Source organism: Sphingomonas sp. JC676, from assembly GCF_014489075.1.
Taxonomy (GTDB): Bacteria; Pseudomonadota; Alphaproteobacteria; order Sphingomonadales; family Sphingomonadaceae; genus Sphingomonas.
The window spans coordinates 420,872-437,114 of the sequence record NZ_JACTGR010000004.1 but is presented as its reverse complement, the minus strand read 5'-3'; the positions used below and the strand labels follow the sequence as shown (position 1 = coordinate 437,114).

At 67.3% G+C, this 16,243-nt stretch carries 16 protein-coding genes and 1 pseudogene; 7 read left to right on the top strand and 10 right to left on the bottom strand.

Annotation, left to right across the window (positions count from 1 at the left end; all coding sequences use genetic code 11):
- Nucleotides 1–225 precede the first annotated feature (225 nt).
- From IAG41_RS15565 to IAG41_RS15535, 7 genes are read right to left on the bottom strand one after another with little or no spacing between them, the layout of a single operon-like run.
- Nucleotides 226–651, bottom strand: a complete 426-nt coding sequence (locus IAG41_RS15565) for a c-type cytochrome (protein WP_187729561.1) — start codon at nt 649–651, stop codon at nt 226–228.
- Entirely contained in the window at nt 641–1,546 is a 906-nt protein-coding gene (locus IAG41_RS15560; RefSeq protein ID WP_187729560.1) for a cytochrome c oxidase assembly protein, read from the bottom strand. The genes IAG41_RS15565 and IAG41_RS15560 overlap by 11 nt, the downstream gene beginning before the upstream one ends.
- On the bottom strand, nt 1,534–1,848 hold the full coding sequence (locus tag IAG41_RS15555; protein WP_187729559.1) for a hypothetical protein: 315 nt from the start codon (nt 1,846–1,848) through the stop codon (nt 1,534–1,536). Before IAG41_RS15555 ends, IAG41_RS15560 begins: the two co-directional genes overlap by 13 nt.
- On the bottom strand, nt 1,845–2,462 hold the full coding sequence (locus IAG41_RS15550) for a heme-copper oxidase subunit III (RefSeq protein ID WP_187729558.1): 618 nt from the start codon (nt 2,460–2,462) through the stop codon (nt 1,845–1,847). The genes IAG41_RS15555 and IAG41_RS15550 overlap by 4 nt, the downstream gene beginning before the upstream one ends.
- Nucleotides 2,459–4,369, bottom strand: coding sequence for a cytochrome c oxidase subunit I (ctaD, locus tag IAG41_RS15545; RefSeq protein WP_187729557.1), 1,911 nt, complete (start codon nt 4,367–4,369; stop codon nt 2,459–2,461). The genes IAG41_RS15550 and ctaD overlap by 4 nt, the downstream gene beginning before the upstream one ends.
- Nucleotides 4,366–5,367, bottom strand: coding sequence for a cytochrome c oxidase subunit II (gene coxB, locus IAG41_RS15540; protein WP_187729556.1), 1,002 nt, complete (start codon nt 5,365–5,367; stop codon nt 4,366–4,368). Before coxB ends, ctaD begins: the two co-directional genes overlap by 4 nt.
- Nucleotides 5,364–5,801 (bottom strand): c-type cytochrome, encoded by a 438-nt coding sequence (locus tag IAG41_RS15535; protein ID WP_187729555.1) that lies wholly within the window; start codon nt 5,799–5,801, stop codon nt 5,364–5,366. Before IAG41_RS15535 ends, coxB begins: the two co-directional genes overlap by 4 nt.
- 355 nt (nt 5,802–6,156) lie before the next feature.
- Between IAG41_RS15535 and cphA the strand changes: the two are divergent.
- From cphA to IAG41_RS15515, 4 genes and pseudogenes are all read left to right on the top strand, one after another.
- Nucleotides 6,157–8,939 (top strand): annotated as a pseudogene (cphA, locus tag IAG41_RS15530) (cyanophycin synthetase).
- Nucleotides 8,932–9,822 carry an isoaspartyl peptidase/L-asparaginase family protein gene (locus tag IAG41_RS15525; RefSeq protein WP_187729554.1) on the top strand — a complete coding sequence of 297 codons (891 nt, stop codon included), beginning with the start codon at nt 8,932–8,934 and terminating at the stop codon, nt 9,820–9,822. Before cphA ends, IAG41_RS15525 begins: the two are co-directional and overlap by 8 nt.
- Complete coding sequence (locus tag IAG41_RS15520; protein ID WP_187729553.1) at nt 9,815–10,636, top strand: cyanophycinase; 822 nt, start codon at nt 9,815–9,817, stop codon at nt 10,634–10,636. The genes IAG41_RS15525 and IAG41_RS15520 overlap by 8 nt, the downstream gene beginning before the upstream one ends.
- 13 nt (nt 10,637–10,649) lie before the next feature.
- The gene (locus IAG41_RS15515; protein WP_187729552.1) at nt 10,650–11,630 is read left to right on the top strand and encodes a methyltransferase; all 981 of its coding nucleotides are present in this window, start codon (nt 10,650–10,652) and stop codon (nt 11,628–11,630) included.
- A 44-nt stretch (nt 11,631–11,674) separates the two neighbouring features.
- On the opposite strand, the gene IAG41_RS15510 is transcribed toward IAG41_RS15515, so the two are convergent.
- Nucleotides 11,675–12,151: an Hsp20 family protein gene (locus IAG41_RS15510; protein ID WP_187729551.1), complete on the bottom strand. Its 477-nt coding sequence runs from the start codon at nt 12,149–12,151 to the stop codon at nt 11,675–11,677.
- A gap of 246 nt (nt 12,152–12,397) precedes the next feature.
- Between IAG41_RS15510 and IAG41_RS15505 the strand changes: the two genes are divergently transcribed.
- Nucleotides 12,398–13,036, top strand: coding sequence for a MarC family protein (locus tag IAG41_RS15505; protein ID WP_187729550.1), 639 nt, complete (start codon nt 12,398–12,400; stop codon nt 13,034–13,036).
- Here the strand turns inward: IAG41_RS15505 and IAG41_RS15500 are convergent.
- Nucleotides 13,033–13,308 (bottom strand): GlsB/YeaQ/YmgE family stress response membrane protein, encoded by a 276-nt coding sequence (locus tag IAG41_RS15500; RefSeq protein WP_187729549.1) that lies wholly within the window; start codon nt 13,306–13,308, stop codon nt 13,033–13,035. The genes IAG41_RS15505 and IAG41_RS15500 overlap by 4 nt on opposite strands.
- A gap of 81 nt (nt 13,309–13,389) precedes the next feature.
- Nucleotides 13,390–13,719, bottom strand: a complete 330-nt coding sequence (locus IAG41_RS15495) for a hypothetical protein (RefSeq protein WP_187729548.1) — start codon at nt 13,717–13,719, stop codon at nt 13,390–13,392.
- Between the two features lie 238 nt (nt 13,720–13,957).
- Here IAG41_RS15495 and IAG41_RS15490 point away from each other — a divergent pair, with 238 nt between their 5' ends.
- Nucleotides 13,958–14,467: a hemerythrin domain-containing protein gene (locus IAG41_RS15490; RefSeq protein ID WP_187729547.1), complete on the top strand. Its 510-nt coding sequence runs from the start codon at nt 13,958–13,960 to the stop codon at nt 14,465–14,467.
- A gap of 435 nt (nt 14,468–14,902) precedes the next feature.
- Nucleotides 14,903–15,955, top strand: coding sequence for an IS110 family transposase (locus IAG41_RS15485; protein WP_187729546.1), 1,053 nt, complete (start codon nt 14,903–14,905; stop codon nt 15,953–15,955).
- Nucleotides 15,956–16,243: the final 288 nt, after the last annotated feature.

Below are 16,243 nucleotides of genomic sequence, written 5' to 3'. Positions count from 1 at the left end.
GGGCGCCTTGTCAGGTCCCTTAGTCTTGATTTCAAATGCCATGATTGCTCCCGCGATTTCAATGATATGGGGTGAGCGACCGGTAAATGTAAGCGTCCGCCGGGTCCGCGGCGCGGATAGGCGCAAGCTGCTGATCAAGCGACGAATTTACGCTACGATGGCTGACGTCCCTTTGCCCGATGCGGGCAGACATCGGCACCGCGATTGCTGCGCCGGGAGGCCCTCTCATTTGTCCGGGCGCGCCGCGCGCAGCGTGTAGAGATAGGCGGCGATGTCTCGGGCCTGTTTGTCGCTGAGGCCCATGTCCGGCATGCCGCCTCGGGGATCGATTGCCTGCGGTGCCTGCACCCAACGGATCATGTTGCCCGGCGTGTTGGCGAGCCGGCCGGCCAGTTCCGCCCGTTCGGCAATGCCGGCCAGCGACGGCCCCACGGCGCCGCGCGCCCCCGCAACGCCGGGAATCACGTGACACGAACCACAACCGAGCCGCTCGATATCCGCCCGGCCGGCAGCGCTGTCGCCACCGGTCAGCTGCTCGGCGTTGGTGCGTGCCTCCTCGTGCGACTGGTGGACAAGGACGGTCGCGCAGACGATCGCGAGAAGGACCGCCGCGGCGAGCAGCCCGAGCACGAAGCGCAGGCTAGCGGGCATCTGCGCCCCCCATGGTCCGGCCCGGGCCGAGCAACGTCGCGACCAGCGCGAGCGCCGCGAGCGCGTGCACCAGCCCGCCCGGAATCCACATGATGAGGCCCGCGACCTGCTGGTCCTCCGCCGGCGTCAGGCCATAGGGCGCCATGCCGAGCTCTGCGTAGCGCGCGTACCAGGGGCTTTCCGAGAAGGCCATCAGCGCACCGAGCGCCCCCGAGATCAGCGAGGTCGCGAACAGGCACAAGGCCGCGAGCGCGCGGCCGCCCGACGCCTTCCGGCTGGCGCCGAACATGGCGCTCCAGAAGAGCAGCGCAGTAAGGAGGAAGCTCAGGTGCTGGACCCCGTGCCAGCCCTCATGCGCAAGCGCCAGGTCGAAGAGCAGCGGCATGTGCCACAGCCACAAAGCGGCAGCCTGGAGAATCGTGGCGGTAACCGGCGCGGTCAGTGCGTGCCACGGCGCAGCGAGCACGGGGCTCCGGACGGCGGCGCCGATCGCGCGGCGCGCCGGCGCAGGGAACCCCCACAGCAGGAATATCATCGGCTCGCCGACTACGAGCAGGGGCGCCGCCGCCAGCATCAGTAGCTCATGCTCGAGCATGTGCGCACAGAAGCTGCGTTCGCCCGCTTCGTGGAGCGGTGAGACTAGCGCCGCTGCGAGCAGCAACCAGCCGGCCGCGAAGAACAGGCCACGGCGGCGATAGTCCGCGCGGCCCGCCCGGCGGCTCAGCCGCACATAGCCGATCGCGAACAAGAGCAAAGACGCAGCAAGCGGCACGGTGATCCACGGATCCCGGGTCCAGCCGGGCGCCTGGCCGTGGGCATGGCCATCATGCGCCAGGGCGGGCATGCCGAGCACCAGGAGCTCGGCGGCAAGAACCAGCCGGCCTAGCGGGCGCATGGCGGGATGATCATGGTCGCGACCGACTGATAGAAGATCGCCAGCGAGAAGAGTCCCGCCGCCAGGACGCCGAGCTGTGACAGAAGCCTGTCGCTGGACTGCTGTCCGGGCCGCGGCCGGGCGAACCAGCCGGCGCCGATGCAAAGCGCGATGCTTCCCGCCCCCCATAGAGGCCCGAGCGGCACGCCGGCTGCCCCGCACGCGCCGCGCAGCGTCGTCGCCAGCCCCTGTTGGAAGCCATACCAGGCAAGCGGCGGGACAACGAGCGCGAGCCAAAGCGAGGGGCGCGAGCGGATTGTCATAGCCACCTCGGCACCCAGTAGAGCACGAGATAGAGCGGCAGCCATGCGAGCACGACGAAACTCCAATATTCGCTATTGTCCTGGACGTCCGAGAACTGGTCCGTCTCGATGCGATGGGTGAACAGCCAGACCGACTGGACGCTGGTCTCGCCAAGCTCGGTCACCAGATGCGAGGTGTGCAGCACCATCAGCATCCACACGACCGAGCCATAAGCGTCATGATCCCAGCGGATGTTGAGATGCCCCAGCTCGAAAGCACGGATGCCGAGCAGCACGATGCCGATCAGCGCCATCCCCAGCGTGCCCCAGCGGACCCCGTGCGGGTCCTTCGCCCGTGCGCGCGCGCAAACCAAGCGATTGGGGATCTCGCTCGCGAGCATCGCCGCGGTGAAGATACTGCCCCAGAGGAGGTCCGGCGGCGCATCGCCTTTGGGCGGCCAGCCGGGCGACTGGCTCTGCAGATAGAAATAGGCACCGATCGCCAGCGCGAAGGCGGTGCCTTCGATCAGCATGAAGCCAAGATTGCCCCACCAGACGAGGTTGGCGGGCCCCATCGCGCCGTCGGGAAGCCCGGAGACGTCGCCGACAATCGTCTTGCGAAGCGGCGCGGTCATTGCCCCTCCCCCCTGCTTTGGCGCGCCCAGGGGCGGGTGGGCCAGAACCAGGCCGCCAGTGCAACGCCGACGGGAATCGCGCCCCAGATCAGAGCCCAGGGCGTGAAAATGCTGCCGATGAACAGGACCGAGGTCGCGATCGCCGCGACCAGCGGCCAGATCGACGGTTCCGGGCTCTTGTGGCGATATTGTGGGACGGCATCGACGGCGCTGCTGATTAGCACCTCCCGCCGATCGGACGCGAGTCCGGTCATCACCGGCAGCTCGCCCGTGCCGCTCCACAGCGGCACGGCATTGTCGACCACCGGGCTGTCGTCGAAATTGTGCGCGGCCGGCGGCGACGAGGTAGCCCATTCGAGCGTGCCCCCGCCCCAGGGATTGTCGCCTGCCGGCGTGCCGCGCTTGAGGCTCAGGAACGCATTGGCGACGAACAGGAGGCCGCCGGCCGCGGAGATGAACGTGCCGATCGTGGCGATGAGGTTGAGCGTGCCCCAGCCCATTTCCGGCCCATAGGTATAGATACGGCGCGGCATGCCTTCGAGCCCGAGCAGGTGCATCGGGAAGAAGCCGACATTGAACCCGAGGAGGATGAGGCCGACGCTGACCGTACCCCAGCGCTCGGACATCAGCCGGCCGGTCGCCTTGGGATACCAGTAGCAAAAGGCGCCGAAGAGCGGGAACATTGCGCCCCCGACCAGCACATAATGGAGGTGGGCGACGATGAAATAAGTGTCGGTCAGCTGCAGGTCGAGCGGCGCCGACGCCGCCATCACGCCCGAGAGCCCGCCAATGACGAAGGTTAGGATGAAGCCGATGACCCACAGGAGAGGCGTCGCGAAACGCAGCCGCCCGGTCCACAAGGTTGCGATCCAGCAGAAGATCTGCACGCCCGCGGGCAGCGCGATCGCCATGCTCGCGGCGGTATAGAAGGAACTGCCGAGCCTGGGCAGGCCTACCGCGAACATGTGATGGACCCAGAGGCCGAACGCCAGCACGGCGATCCCGAGCATCGCCAGCACCATCGGCACATAGCCGAACATCGTTCGGCGCGAGAAGGTCTCGACGATCGCCGAGACGAAGCCGAGCGCCGGCACGAAGATGATATAGACCTCGGGATGGCCGAAGAACCAGAAGAGGTGCTGGAACAGCAAGGCGTCGCCGCCGCCTACGGGCGTGAAGAAATGGGTGGAGACCATCCGGTCCGAAATCAGCATGCTGGTCACCAGCATGACCGAGGGCAATGCGAAGACGGTCATCACCGACGCCACCAGCATCGCCCAGACGAACAAGGGCATCCGGGCAAGCGTCATGCCGGGAGGCCGCATCTTGAGGATCGTCGCGATGACATTGACCGAGGCCGCGAGGGCCGCGACTTCAGTGAAGGTGATCATCTGCGCCCAGATGTCGACCCGGTGGCCCGGCGAATAAGCCGGGCCCGACAGCGGCGGATATTCGAACCAGCCGAGGTCCGGGGTAATGTCGATCGCGTGCGAGATCCACAGCATCAGGATGCCGCCGAGATACAGCCAGTAGCTGAACGCGGCGAGCCGGGGATAAGCGACAGTGCGCGCGCCGAGCATCAGCGGCACGAGCCACATCGCCATGGCCTCCATCACCGGCACCGACACGAGGAACAGCATCGTTGAGCCGTGGAGCGCGAAGGCCTCGTTATACCCCTGCGGCCCCATGCGGCCCATGTCGGGCTGGGCGAGCTGGAGACGCATGTCGACGGCGAGGAGCCCGGCGAGGAACAGCAGCGCCACCGCGGTCAGCACATAGCGCGCGGCGATGCGCTTATGGTCGACGGTCGTAAGAAAGCCCCATAGCCCCGGCGCGTCGCTCCAGGTCGCCAGCAATTGCCGATGGCGGGCATCGGGGCCCGGCCGGTTCGGGGCCTCGAGCGTCATCGGAGCGATTCCAGATAGCGCGCGACGGCGTCCGCGTCCGACGGCGCCAGCGCGACCGCGGGCATCAGCGTCCCCGGCTTGACGGCCTGGGGCTGTGCGATCCACCCCTGCAGCCCGCCGCGGCTGAACGGCAGCGTGCCCGCCGCGATCGACCGGCGCGCGGCGACATGGGTCAAATCGGGGCCGGCCCGGCCGCCCGCGCCCGTCCCGCGCACGACATGGCAGGCGGCGCATTTGACCGCGAAGACCTGTGCGCCCTGCGCCAGGACAGCATTGCCCGGCGCGGAGGCGCCGCGCTCCTGCCCGGCGAGCCAGGCCTGGAACTCGGCCTGGTTCTCGACCTTCACGTCGAACGCCATATGGGCATGCTGGAGCCCGCAGAACTCGGCGCACTGCCCGCGGAACCAGCCGGTTCGCCGGGGTGTGATATCGATCACGTTGATGCGCCCCGGGATTAGATCCATCTTGCCGGCGACATTGGGGACCCAGAAGCTGTGGATCACATCGGCCGAGCCGAGCTCGATGCGAACCGTGCGGCCAACCGGCACATGCAGCTCGTTCGCCGTCTCGATCCAGGTGCCCGTTGCCGGATCACGATATTGGAGACGCCACCACCATTGGTGCCCGGTCACCCTCACCTGCAGCGCCTCGCGCGAACGGGCATCGGCAAGGCTGCGATCGACGAGGAAGCTCGCGACGATCAGGATGGTGAGCGCACCCACGATCAGCCCGGACCATAATATCAGCGTGCGGCGCATCGCCGGATCGCTCGGTTCGACCGATGGCCGGTCGGCGACGGACAGCGCGCGGCGGGCCCGCCACAGGCTGATCCCGAGAAAGCTCAACACGAGCAGATAGACGATGCCGCTGATCCAGGTCGCAAGCCCCAGCAGCGAAGCGAGCGAGCGCGCCTGGTCGCCCGCCGGGTTCAGCACCGACTGGTTGCCGGCACAAGCAACAAGGCCGAACAGGGCTAGAAATGCCGGGACGCGCTTCATAGCACCGGCCCCGACCAGTTGGATCCCTGGGGCTCGCCTGCTTGATCCACGTCCTGGCGGTGGCGGTTCACGGACGGCAAATCCTTCAGGCTGCGGACATAGGCGGTGATCTGCCAGAGCTGCTGCGCGGGAATCGTTTCGCCATAGCTTGGGGTCCGGCCGGGATGGTTTGCGATCGATCGATAGACCTGGTCGAACGCGCCGCCGCCCCGCCAATTGTCGTCGCCCAGCGCGAGCACCCCGTGCGCCTCGGAACCGTGACAGGCGCCACAGCCATTCCAGCTGAAATAGCGGCCGCCCTGCCCGACCTGATATTTGTTGGCCTCGACGCCCGCGATGCGCCGATCGCCGGGGCCGTTGGGTGCGCTCTGAGGTTGGTCCGGGCCCGCGGGCCGCTTCTCGGCACCGCATCCGCCGAGCGCTAGCGCAAGCAAGGCGACGACCCCGGCGCCTGACAGCCGGGGCCGGGGCGCGGTGGCCCGAAGCCGGAGGCCTGCCGGCACGGACGCATCCGATCGGGAGCGGTTATGCGCTATCTGCATCATCCTCGCTCGCGCCGGACCCTGTTCCGACGCGACCACGTTAAGAGCCGGAACCTCGCAACACATAATCTTGCATTAGGTTTCACGCACCGGTCACGCGATCGCCTTTCTGCCCATGCACCCTCCACGGCTGCGGATTTTTCTTGATAACAAGGGTTAAGGTCAGCTCAATTCTCCGGAACCTGGCTGCGCGCCCCCTTGTTACGCCCCGACTACGGCCTGGTTCGGCCGATCACATGGGGCAGATATGACGGCGTTGGAGCGGCGAGCGGGCATGGCCCGAGCGATCGAAGCCGATGGCGCGCGCGGGATGAGGGTGCTGGAGCGGAGCGTATACCGCGGCCCGCACCTCTATTCCGTGCGGCCGATGGTCCGGGTCCAGATCGACCTTGGCGAACTCGAGGGCTGGCCGAGCGATCGGCTGCCCTGCTTTGCCGAACAGCTGGTCGAGCTGCAGCCGGGCCTCTCCAATCATGGTTGCAGCTACCGCGAGCCCGGCGGGTTCCTTCGCCGGCTGCGCGACGGGACCTGGCTCGGCCACATCATCGACATGTAGCGCTCGAGCTACAGACCCTGGCCGGCAGCCCGGTTACGCGCGGAAAGACCCGCTCGGTGAAGGACCGGGCCGGCGTCTACAACATCCTCTACGAATATCGCGACGAAACCGCGGCGCTGGCCGCCGGCGCCTACGCGATCCAGCTCATCGCCGCGCTGCTCCCCGAAGGCCTCGACCGGGTCGAGGGCCTCCGCATGCTGGGCGCGCCCGCCATCGAAGATGCCCGCGACGTGCCAGCGATGGTCGAGGCACTCAGACTGCTGCTCCGCAAGACGGCGCTTGGCCCCACGACCCGCGCTCTGGTCGAGGCCGCCAGGGCGCGCGGCGTCCCGGTGCTGCGTCTCGACGACTACGGCCTGGTCCAACTCGGCTATGGCAGCCGCCAGCGGCGGCTGCGCGCGAGCATCACCGGCGCGACCGCGCACATCGCGGTCGAGATCGCCGCCGACAAGAGTTTGACCAAGCGCCTATTGGCCGAGGCCGGCCTGCCGGTGCCTCGCGGCACGGTCGTGCGCACCGTCGATGCGGCTGCCGAGGAAGCAGCGCAGCTCGGCTATCCCGTCGTGGTCAAGCCGCTCGACGGCAACCATGGCCGCGGCGTCAGCACCGATCTCCATTCCGAAGCCGCGGTCCGCTCGGCGTTCGAGCGCGCCGCCCAACATTCGCGCCGGGTGATCGTCGAGCAGCAGGTGGCCGGCAACGATCATCGCATCCTCGTCGTCGGCGGCAAGGTCGTCGCAGTCGCCGAGCGCGTACCCGCGCGCGTGATCGGCGACGGGATGCACCGGATCGAGCAGCTCATCGCCGATGTGAACGCCGACCCGCGCCGTGGCATGGGGCATGAGAATGTCCTGACCCGGATCGTATCCGACGCGGCGATGGAGGCGCTGCTCGCCAAGAGCGGCAAGACGCTGAACAGCGTGCCAATGGCGGGCGAGCAGGTGGTGCTGCGCGAGACCGCCAACCTCTCGACCGGCGGCACCGCGGTCGACCGCACCGATGTCATCCATCCCGACAATATCGCGGTCGCCGAGCAGGCGGCGACAGTGGTCGGGCTGGACGTTTGCGGCATCGACTTCCTGTCGAGCGACATCACCAGGCCGGTCACCGAGACCGGCGGCGGGATCGTCGAGGTCAACGCCGCGCCAGGCTTCCGGATGCATCTCGAGCCGTCGGGCGGAAGCTCGCGCGATGTGGCGGGCCCGGTGATCGACGCGCTGTTTCCGCGCCCTTCCCGCAGCCGCATCCCGATCTTCGCGATCACCGGGACCAACGGCAAGTCGACCACGGTGCGCATGGTCTCGCGCATCCTGTGCGAGCACGGCCAGACCACCGGCATGAGCACGACCAGCGGTATCTATATCGACGGCCGGCTGACCAAGGCAGCGGATGCCAGCGGGCCCAAGAGCGCGCGCAGCATCCTGCGCCACCCGAAGGTCGACGCCGCGGTGCTCGAGACCGCACGGGGCGGCATCCTGCGCGAGGGCCTGGGGTTCGACCGCTGCGATGTCGGCGCCGTGCTCAACGTCACGCCCGACCATCTGGGGATCAAGGGCATCAACACACTCGAGGACCTGGCCGACGTCAAGTCGGTGGTCGTCGAAAGCGTAGCGCGGCGCGGCCACTCGATTCTCAACGCCGACGATCCGATGTGCCGGCGGATCGCCAGGCATGCGCGCGGAAAGATCGTTTGGTTCTCGATGTTCGGCGATACGCTGATGCCGAGCTGGCTGCGCGATCATGTCCAGGGCGGTGGCATGGCGGTCGTCCGGGAGGCCGGAGCCTATGGCGGCACGATCGTCCTCCATCGCGGCGGCGCGCGCGCGTGCATGATGCCGGCGGCGGAAATCCCGGCGACGCTGGGCGGCATCGCCGAATTCAACATCGAGAACGCGCTGTCGGCCGCGGCGATGACGCTGGCGCACGGCGTGCCCGTGGACACGGTACGGCGTGCGCTGGCGAGCTTCACCTCCTCGTTCGAGGAAAGCCCGGGCCGGCTCAATGTCGATGACGGCAACGGCTTTCGCGTGATCGTCGACTATGCCCATAATCCCGCCAGCCTCAGCGCGCTCGGCCAGGTCATCGACAAGATGCGCGAACGCTACGGGCGCGTGATTGGCATGGTCAGCATCCCGGGCGATCGGCGCGACACGGACATCGCCGAGATGGGCCGGCTGGCTGGCAAGATCTTCGATGAGATCGTGTTTCGCGAAGCGCCCGACGGGCGCGGCCGGCAGGAAGGCGAAGTCACCTCACTGATGTCGGACGCAGCACTACGTTCCGGGCTTTCGCCGGACCGCATCCGGCGGATCGTCGACGAGCATGAGGCGGCCGAGGCATGCCTGCGCATGGCGGCACCCGGCGATCTGGTCGTGCTGATGCCGACGGCGGTCGAGCGCGTCTGGCGGCAGGTCCTTGATTTCGAGGCCGCCGCTATGGCCTTCGCCGAACCAGAGGCCGCAGCCCATGCATGACGCGGATGGATGCTGGGCGCTGATCGTCCATGGCGGCGCGAAGTCGGTCGCACCCGACCAGGCGGAGGCGAACCGCGCGGGTTCTCTGGCCGCCGCCCAGGCGGGTGCCGAGGTCCTGCGCTATGGCGGCAGCGCGCTCGCGGCCGCGGAGGCCGCGGTGCGCTGTCTGGAGGATGATGCCAACTTCAATGCCGGAATCGGATCGGTTCCGAACGCCGACGGCGATATCGAGATGGACGCCGCTATCATGGATGGAACGACGCTCGCTGTCGGAGCCGTTGCGGCGGTGCGCAGGATCCGCAACCCGATCGGCACCGCCGCCAAGATGCTCGAAGCGGTGCCGGTGCTGTTGGTCGCCGAGGGCGCCGAGCGCTTCGCCCGCGACCAAGGCGTGCCGCTATGCGAGCCGCGCGAGCGCCTTTTCCCCCTCCCGGCCTGCAGCATCGAGCATGACACCGTCGGATGCGTCGCGATCGATGCCGCCGGGCACATCGCGGCAGCGACTTCGACCGGCGGGCTAAGCGGCCAGCATCCCGGGCGGGTCGGCGATTCTCCGATCCCCGGCGCGGGTCTCTACGCCGACGACCAGCTTGGCGGCGTCGCCTTTTCGGGTGACGGCGAGAGCATCCTGCGCACGCTGCTCGCCGCGCGGGTCATGCAGGCGCTGGAGACTGAGACGGCGACACCCGCCGCCGAGGCAGCGATCGCGCGGCTCGCCCGGGTTGGCGGCGAAGCGGGCGCGATCGTGATCGACAAGACCGGCCGCATCGGGGTTGCCCATAATAGCGAACATTTCGCGCTCGCCCTCCATGCAAGCTGGCTGCCCGACGCACGGGCCGCGCTCCATTCCAGCGAACTAAAGGATGTCCTCGACCATGACTGACCAAGCGGGGCCCCTCATCATCATCGGGGGCCATGAGGACAAGAAGGATGATCGCTTGATCCTCAAGCACGTCGCCGACCTGATCGGGGACGGAAAGCTCGTCATCGCCACCGTCGCCAGCCACGAACCGGAAGGCTATTTCGACGCGTACCAGCAAGCCTTTGCGGCGCTTGGCGCGACCAACCTGGTCGAGCTCTATGTCAACGAACGCGGCGAGACGCGCGAGGAACGTTTGGCGGAGATCTTGCAGGATGCGGCCGGCGTCTTCTTCACCGGCGGCGACCAGCTTCGCATCTCGAGCCAGATCGGAGACACTCCGATCGAGCGCATGATTCGCGACCTCCATGCGCGCGGCGGCCTGATTGCGGGCACCTCGGCTGGCGCCTCGGTGATGAGCGAGACGATGCTGGCCAAGGGCAGCAGCTCGGAATCGCACCGGGTCGGCGATCTCCACATGGCCCCGGGGCTCGGCCTCCTACCCAATGTGATCATCGACCAGCATTTCGCCGAGCGGGGGCGGATCGGGCGGCTGCTCGGCGCCGTCGCGCAGAACCCGCGCGTGCTGGGGATCGGCATCGATGAGGATACCGCCATCGTCGTCGAGGGTTGTTGCTTCGGCGTGATCGGCGCCGGCGCCGTCTATATTGTCGATGGTTCCGGTGTTACCCACTCCAACATCGCCGAGGCCCGGCCCGAACGGACCTTGTCGATGCACGATGTGCGCCTTCATGTACTGAGCGACGGCGACAGGTTCGATCTCAAGCGCGGAATCCCCGGCGTGGCCGCCACGCAATCCGAGGAGACGGCCGATTAATCCGCTGGATACGATGCGACGCGAAGGACCCGCCGGCCTCGGCGGACGATTCGCCATCGATCCCGAGGATGGAGTCCTGCTCCAGCTGATCGATGCCTTGCGCGAACGCAGTTATTGTTTCGTGACGCCCACGCCTGCCTCGCACGCGCGCGTCGTGGCACGCCCGGGCCGCGAGACGGCGCGCTCGCTTGCCGACGTGCTCGGATGGAGCCTGCCCTTCGCACCACAGCTGCTGGAGCCCGAGCTGCTTGCCCTGCTCGACCTGGCCGGCATGCTCGAACCGGCCGGAGACGGCCGCTTGCGCAGCCGCGTGCGCGCCTCGTCGTTGATGGACGAACTGTACCTCCATTCGGCCTATCCCACCGATGGACGCGACGCCGTGTTCTTCGGCCCGGACAGCTACCGGTTCGCGGCGCTGATCGAGGCGGAACTTGCCAGCCAGCCTGCGCGACCGCACGCCCATATTGTCGATATCGGCACGGGTGCCGGGGTCGGCGGCGTGGTTGCCGCCAAGCTGTCGGGCGCGGGCGCGGCGACTGGCACCGACGTCAACCCGCTAGCCCTCCGGCTCGCCGCGATCAACGCGCGCGCAGCGGGCGTCGCGCTTCAGACCGTGCTGGGCGACGATCTCGCCAGTGTCGGGCGGCCGATCGACCTGGCGCTCGCCAACCCGCCCTATATCGTCGACGAGACCAAGAGGCGGTACCGCGACGGCGGCGGCATGCATGGCGGCGAAGTGGCGCTCGCCATGGCGCGTGCGGCGATCGAGCGGCTGGCGCCGGGTGGGCGGCTGATCCTCTATACGGGCAGCGCGATCGTCGCGTGCGAAGATGCGCTTCGGACGGCGCTTGGCGAAGCCGCGCAAAGGTGCAGTTGCACGCTGCGCTATCGCGAGATCGATCCCGACGTGTTCGGCGAAGAGCTCGAGCGCCTCGCGTACCGTGACGTCGACCGGATCGCGCTGGTCGCGGCAATCCTGACCAAGGCGCCCTGACGTCGGGGCAATGGGCCCGCCGCCGGGGCGGCGGGCCTTCATCCTCAGGCGGCTTCCTGCTCGGAGCGCGGCCCCTCGAGCCGATCGTTGGCCGGCGGGGCAGAGCCGATCGCGATGCGGCGCGGCTTCATCGCCTCGGGGATTTCGCGCTTCAGTGCAATTCGGAGCAGGCCGTTGTCGAAATCGGCACTGCGCACCTCGACGAAGTCAGCCAGCTGGAAGCGGCGCTCGAACGCACGCGTCGCGATACCGCGATGCAGATAGCGCCCGCCATCGCTGTCCTCGGCCTTGCGGCCGCTGACGGTCAGCTGGTTGTTCTGCGCGACGATATCGATCTCGTCGGCACGGAAGCCCGCCACCGCGAGCGTGATCTGATAGCTGTCCTCGCCCATGGTCTCGATGTCGAAGGGCGGGAAGCCGTCGCCGCTATCGGCGCGCGCGTTCGATTCCAGCAGGTCGAACAGCCGGTCGAAGCCGACGGTCGAGCGGCGATAGGGCGAAAAGTCGAAATTGGTCCTCATTTGCAAATCCTCCTATGAGCAACTTGGTCACAAGGAGCGCCGGAGAGAGCCGGCGCCCTCAATGCCGGCCGCGAGAACGCACCGGCGATGGCAGAATTAGGAAGCGCAAGGCGCGCTTCAAGACCGTCCCGGCCAAAAAATTGCACCTTCGCATGGCGGCGTTTGTTGCGCCTTCCCAGGGGCTTGCGGCAGACCGAAGCGATCCTAAGTGCGCGATTTTGAGTAAGGAGCCGTGGAGTTTCGCCCATGCATGTCTCGCCGTCCGTCCTCTCCGCCTTCGTGACCGTGTTCGTGACGATCGGTCCCGTCGAGACCGCCGCCATCTTCGCTTCGCTGACCGCCGATGTGCACCGGCCCGACCGCTTCCGGCTGGCCGCACGTTCGATCGCGATCGCCGGCATGGTGCTCCTGCTCTTCGCCGTGGCCGGCCAGATCCTGCTCTCGCTCCTTCATATCTCGATGCCTGCATTCCGGGTCGCCGGCGGCATCCTGCTGCTCTTGCACGCGCTGACCCTGGTCTTTTCGAGTCCGGGGCTTTCGTCGATCAGCGAGCCCGAAAAGCGCGACGCCCGCCGTCCGGGCGATATCGCGGTATTCCCCCTCGCCTTCCCGCTGATTGCCGGGCCCGGCGCGCTGTCGGCTATCGTCCTGCTGATGGGGCGGACCGGCACAATGATCGAAGCCGCGGGTGTGCTCGCGATGCTCGCGCTGTGCCTGGTCCTGACCTATGCGGCGATGCTGGCATCGGAGGGCCTCGTCGCCAGGCTCGGCCGCACCGGTGCGGACGTGGTGGGCCGGGTGTCGGGAATCCTGCTCGCCGCGCTCGCGGTGCAGTTCATCTTCGACGGCCTAAGCGAGGCGCCGTTCCTGGCGCGCCTCGCCTAGGCCGCGCGCCGGCCCAGTCCTGCGCCGAGCAGCTTGGCTAGTGCCAGAAACAACACCGCGCCGCCCGTCGCCCAGGCAATGGCCTCGGCATCGAAGTAATTGACGTGATAGGCCTTGTCGCCGAGCAGACGCGCGACGAGGACGCCGCCGACGATCGCGCCGACGATCCCGATCAGGACGTGCAAGAAGACCTGCCGCTTGCCCGGGCCATCCAGAAGCGCCGCGATCAGGCCGAAGGCGATGCCGATGCCGAACAGGATCAAGATGCTCATCCGACTCTCCCTCGTTGCGCGCTCCTTGCGCGGGGTCGAGAAAGCCTTGGGCATCAATTGGATAAGGGTACACAACGCAGGTTAGGGTTCGCCGGCGATTTTGTCCTCGCCTTCCACGCCGGTACGCGGACAGCCCGAGCCGTTCCGGCTGTCGTTATCGTAATCCTCGCCGGGATTGCCGCCGCCGGCGCCAGCGCCGCTGCCATGGACTGTGCCGTCGGCCGGCAGGGCGCGGCGCGCCTGCTCGGCGCGCCATTCGGCCTGGCCGGCGGAATCATATTCCTGGCCCGAATAGCCGTTCTTGTCGGTGCCGATCTCGGCGCCTGCCTCGGGATCGAGCGGCGTAGCGAAGACGGGACGCTTGCCTGCCTCGGGCGGAATATCGGCGTCGGAATCGCGTGGGTTCGTCATGGCGGCACTCCTTTAGGACACAACGCATGGCGGGACGATCGTTCCTCCGGGAGGCTGCAGCTATTCCGCGCTCAGCGGGCCGCCGGGACATTGTTCGCCCGCCCGCCATCTAGTTCCATAACCTGGTTAGGTTTGGTTCTCTGGGCCTGGGGCCCGCCATGCGAACGACTCGCAATTGACACGCAATCGGAACGACCGGTCGCGACGTCTGTTGTTCTGCATGAAAAGGAGCTTTTCCATGGCCGATTCCAAGCAGGATGCGATCGCCCTTCTCAAGGCGGACCACCGTACGGTGGAAGATCTGTTCGAGCAGTTCGAGAAGGCGAGCGGCGACGGCAAGAAGCAGAAGCTGGCGCTGCAGATCTGCCTCGAGTTGACCGTCCATGCGCAGATCGAGGAAGAAATCTTCTATCCGGCCTGCGAAGGCAAGGTGGAGGACGACCTGCTCAAGGAAGCCTATGTCGAGCATGACGGCGCCAAGGTGCTGATCGCCGAGATCGAGGCGGGAGCACCTTCCGACGAATTCTACGACGCCAAGGTCAAGGTGCTCTCCGAGCAGATCGAGCACCATGTCGAGGAAGAAGAAAAGCGCATGGAGGGCATGTTCGCCCAGGCCCGCAAGGCGGGCCTCGACATGGACGCCCTCGGCGACCAGCTGCGCGTGCGTAAGGAAGAGCTCATTGCCCAGTACAAGGCGGGCGGCCTGACCAAGCCGGAGACGACGACGCTCACCGAAGTGCAGGTCTGACCGCGCGCAACCACGCCCATCTCGGGGCGTCGAAAGGCGGCGGCCGCCCAGCAGCATCCGCCAGCCCTCGCGGCCATGGCCCGTGCCTCGGCTGCGCGCCGGCGCAGTCGCAGCACCAGGAAATCGGACCTGCCTCTCCATTCGGCGCTTACAAGCGCCTCGCCGTACAGCGCGGAAGCAATCTGGCGATAGGATGCGCCCGCGGCGCCAGAATCCGAGATCTGATTGGGGCGTGAGGCCTCGAAACCTGCGTTCGAACATCTGAAAGCAGCTGAGCGCCCAAATGTCGCCATTCGAGAGCGATCGCGACGATCCCGAAAGATGGTGTATCGCGGCGGCTGCAGCGCTATCTGGGATCGGGAGACTGCAGCCCTTCACGTACGATGCTGGTGAGGTCGCACATGACCTCATGCATTGAGGGAAGGAGCGACGGCGATGGCGCATTTCGTGGGACTGGATGTGTCGGTGCAGGAGACGTCGGTGTGCGTCGTCGACGAGGCCGGCAAGGTGTTGTGCGAGCAGAAGGTACCGTCCGAGCCGGACGACATCGTCACGCTGCTGACGTCGGTCGGCGTGGATTATGGGCGCGTCGGGATCGAGGCCGGGCCGCTCTCGCAGTGGCTGGTGAACGGCATGGCAGAGGCTGGCCTGCCCGTGATCTGCGTTGAGACCCGGCACATGAAGTCGCTGCTGAAGGCGCAGCAGGTCAACAAGTCCGACCGGCACGATGCGCGCGGCATCGCCGAGATGATGCGTGTCGGCTTGTTCAAGCCGGTGCACGTCAAGACTTTGGCGAGCCAGGAGAAGCGGATGCTGCTGACCGCGCGCAAGCTGGTTCAGCGCAAGATGCTTGATGTCGATGCCGATCTGCGCGGCACGTTGCGCAACTTCGGCCTGAAGGTCGGCGTGGTTGGCAATGCCGGGTTCGAGACGCGTGTCCGTGAGTTGGTCGAGGGGCTGCCGAGACTGGCCGTCATTGTCGAGCCATTGCTGACCATCCGGCGCGTCATGCGGCAAGAGTTCACCAGGCTGCACAAGATGCTGCTCGATGTCGTCCGTCACGATCCTGTCTGTCGGCGGCTGATGACGGCTCCTGGCGTCGGGGCCGTCGTCGCTCTCACCTACCGTGCGACCGTCGATCAGCCGCAGCGCTTCGTCCATTCGAGGGCGGTGGGCGCCCATGTTGGCCTAACGCCACGGCGCCACCAGTCGGGTGAGATCGACTATGACGGCGGTATCTCGAAGTCGGGCGACACCATGCTGCGCACGATGCTGTACGAGGCAGCGCAGATCCTGCTCACTCAAAGCCGGAGCTGGTCATGGCTGAAGGCGTGGGGCATGCGGGTCGCACAGCGTCGCGGCCAGCGCCGCGCCATCGTCGCGGTAGCCCGCCGGCTGGCGGTAATCCTCCACCGTATGTGGACCGACGGCACGGACTTCCGCTGGGGCAGCGAGCCGCCGCAGCGATCGCCTGATCGTCCACGATAGGAGCTTTCAACCGGTTCTGTCCCGGCAGCAAAGAGGTCCTCACGGGGACGAAGGTGGCGTGAGATCGTAACGACCGCAGCCCAGCCGCCAGCGGCAAGGGCGCCCGAAAGATTGATCCACTCCGCCATTCTTACCCCATCATGGGGCGGCCCGCAGCGTCGACCCCGGAGAGAAGCGCGAGCCCCGTTTGGCACGACCTCATGCCCGGCAGGACACCTAATACCCTCGTTCCGATCGCCGGCGCCTACCATCGTCAGTCGTGCCGCCTTCCGGCGGCATTCCATGGTG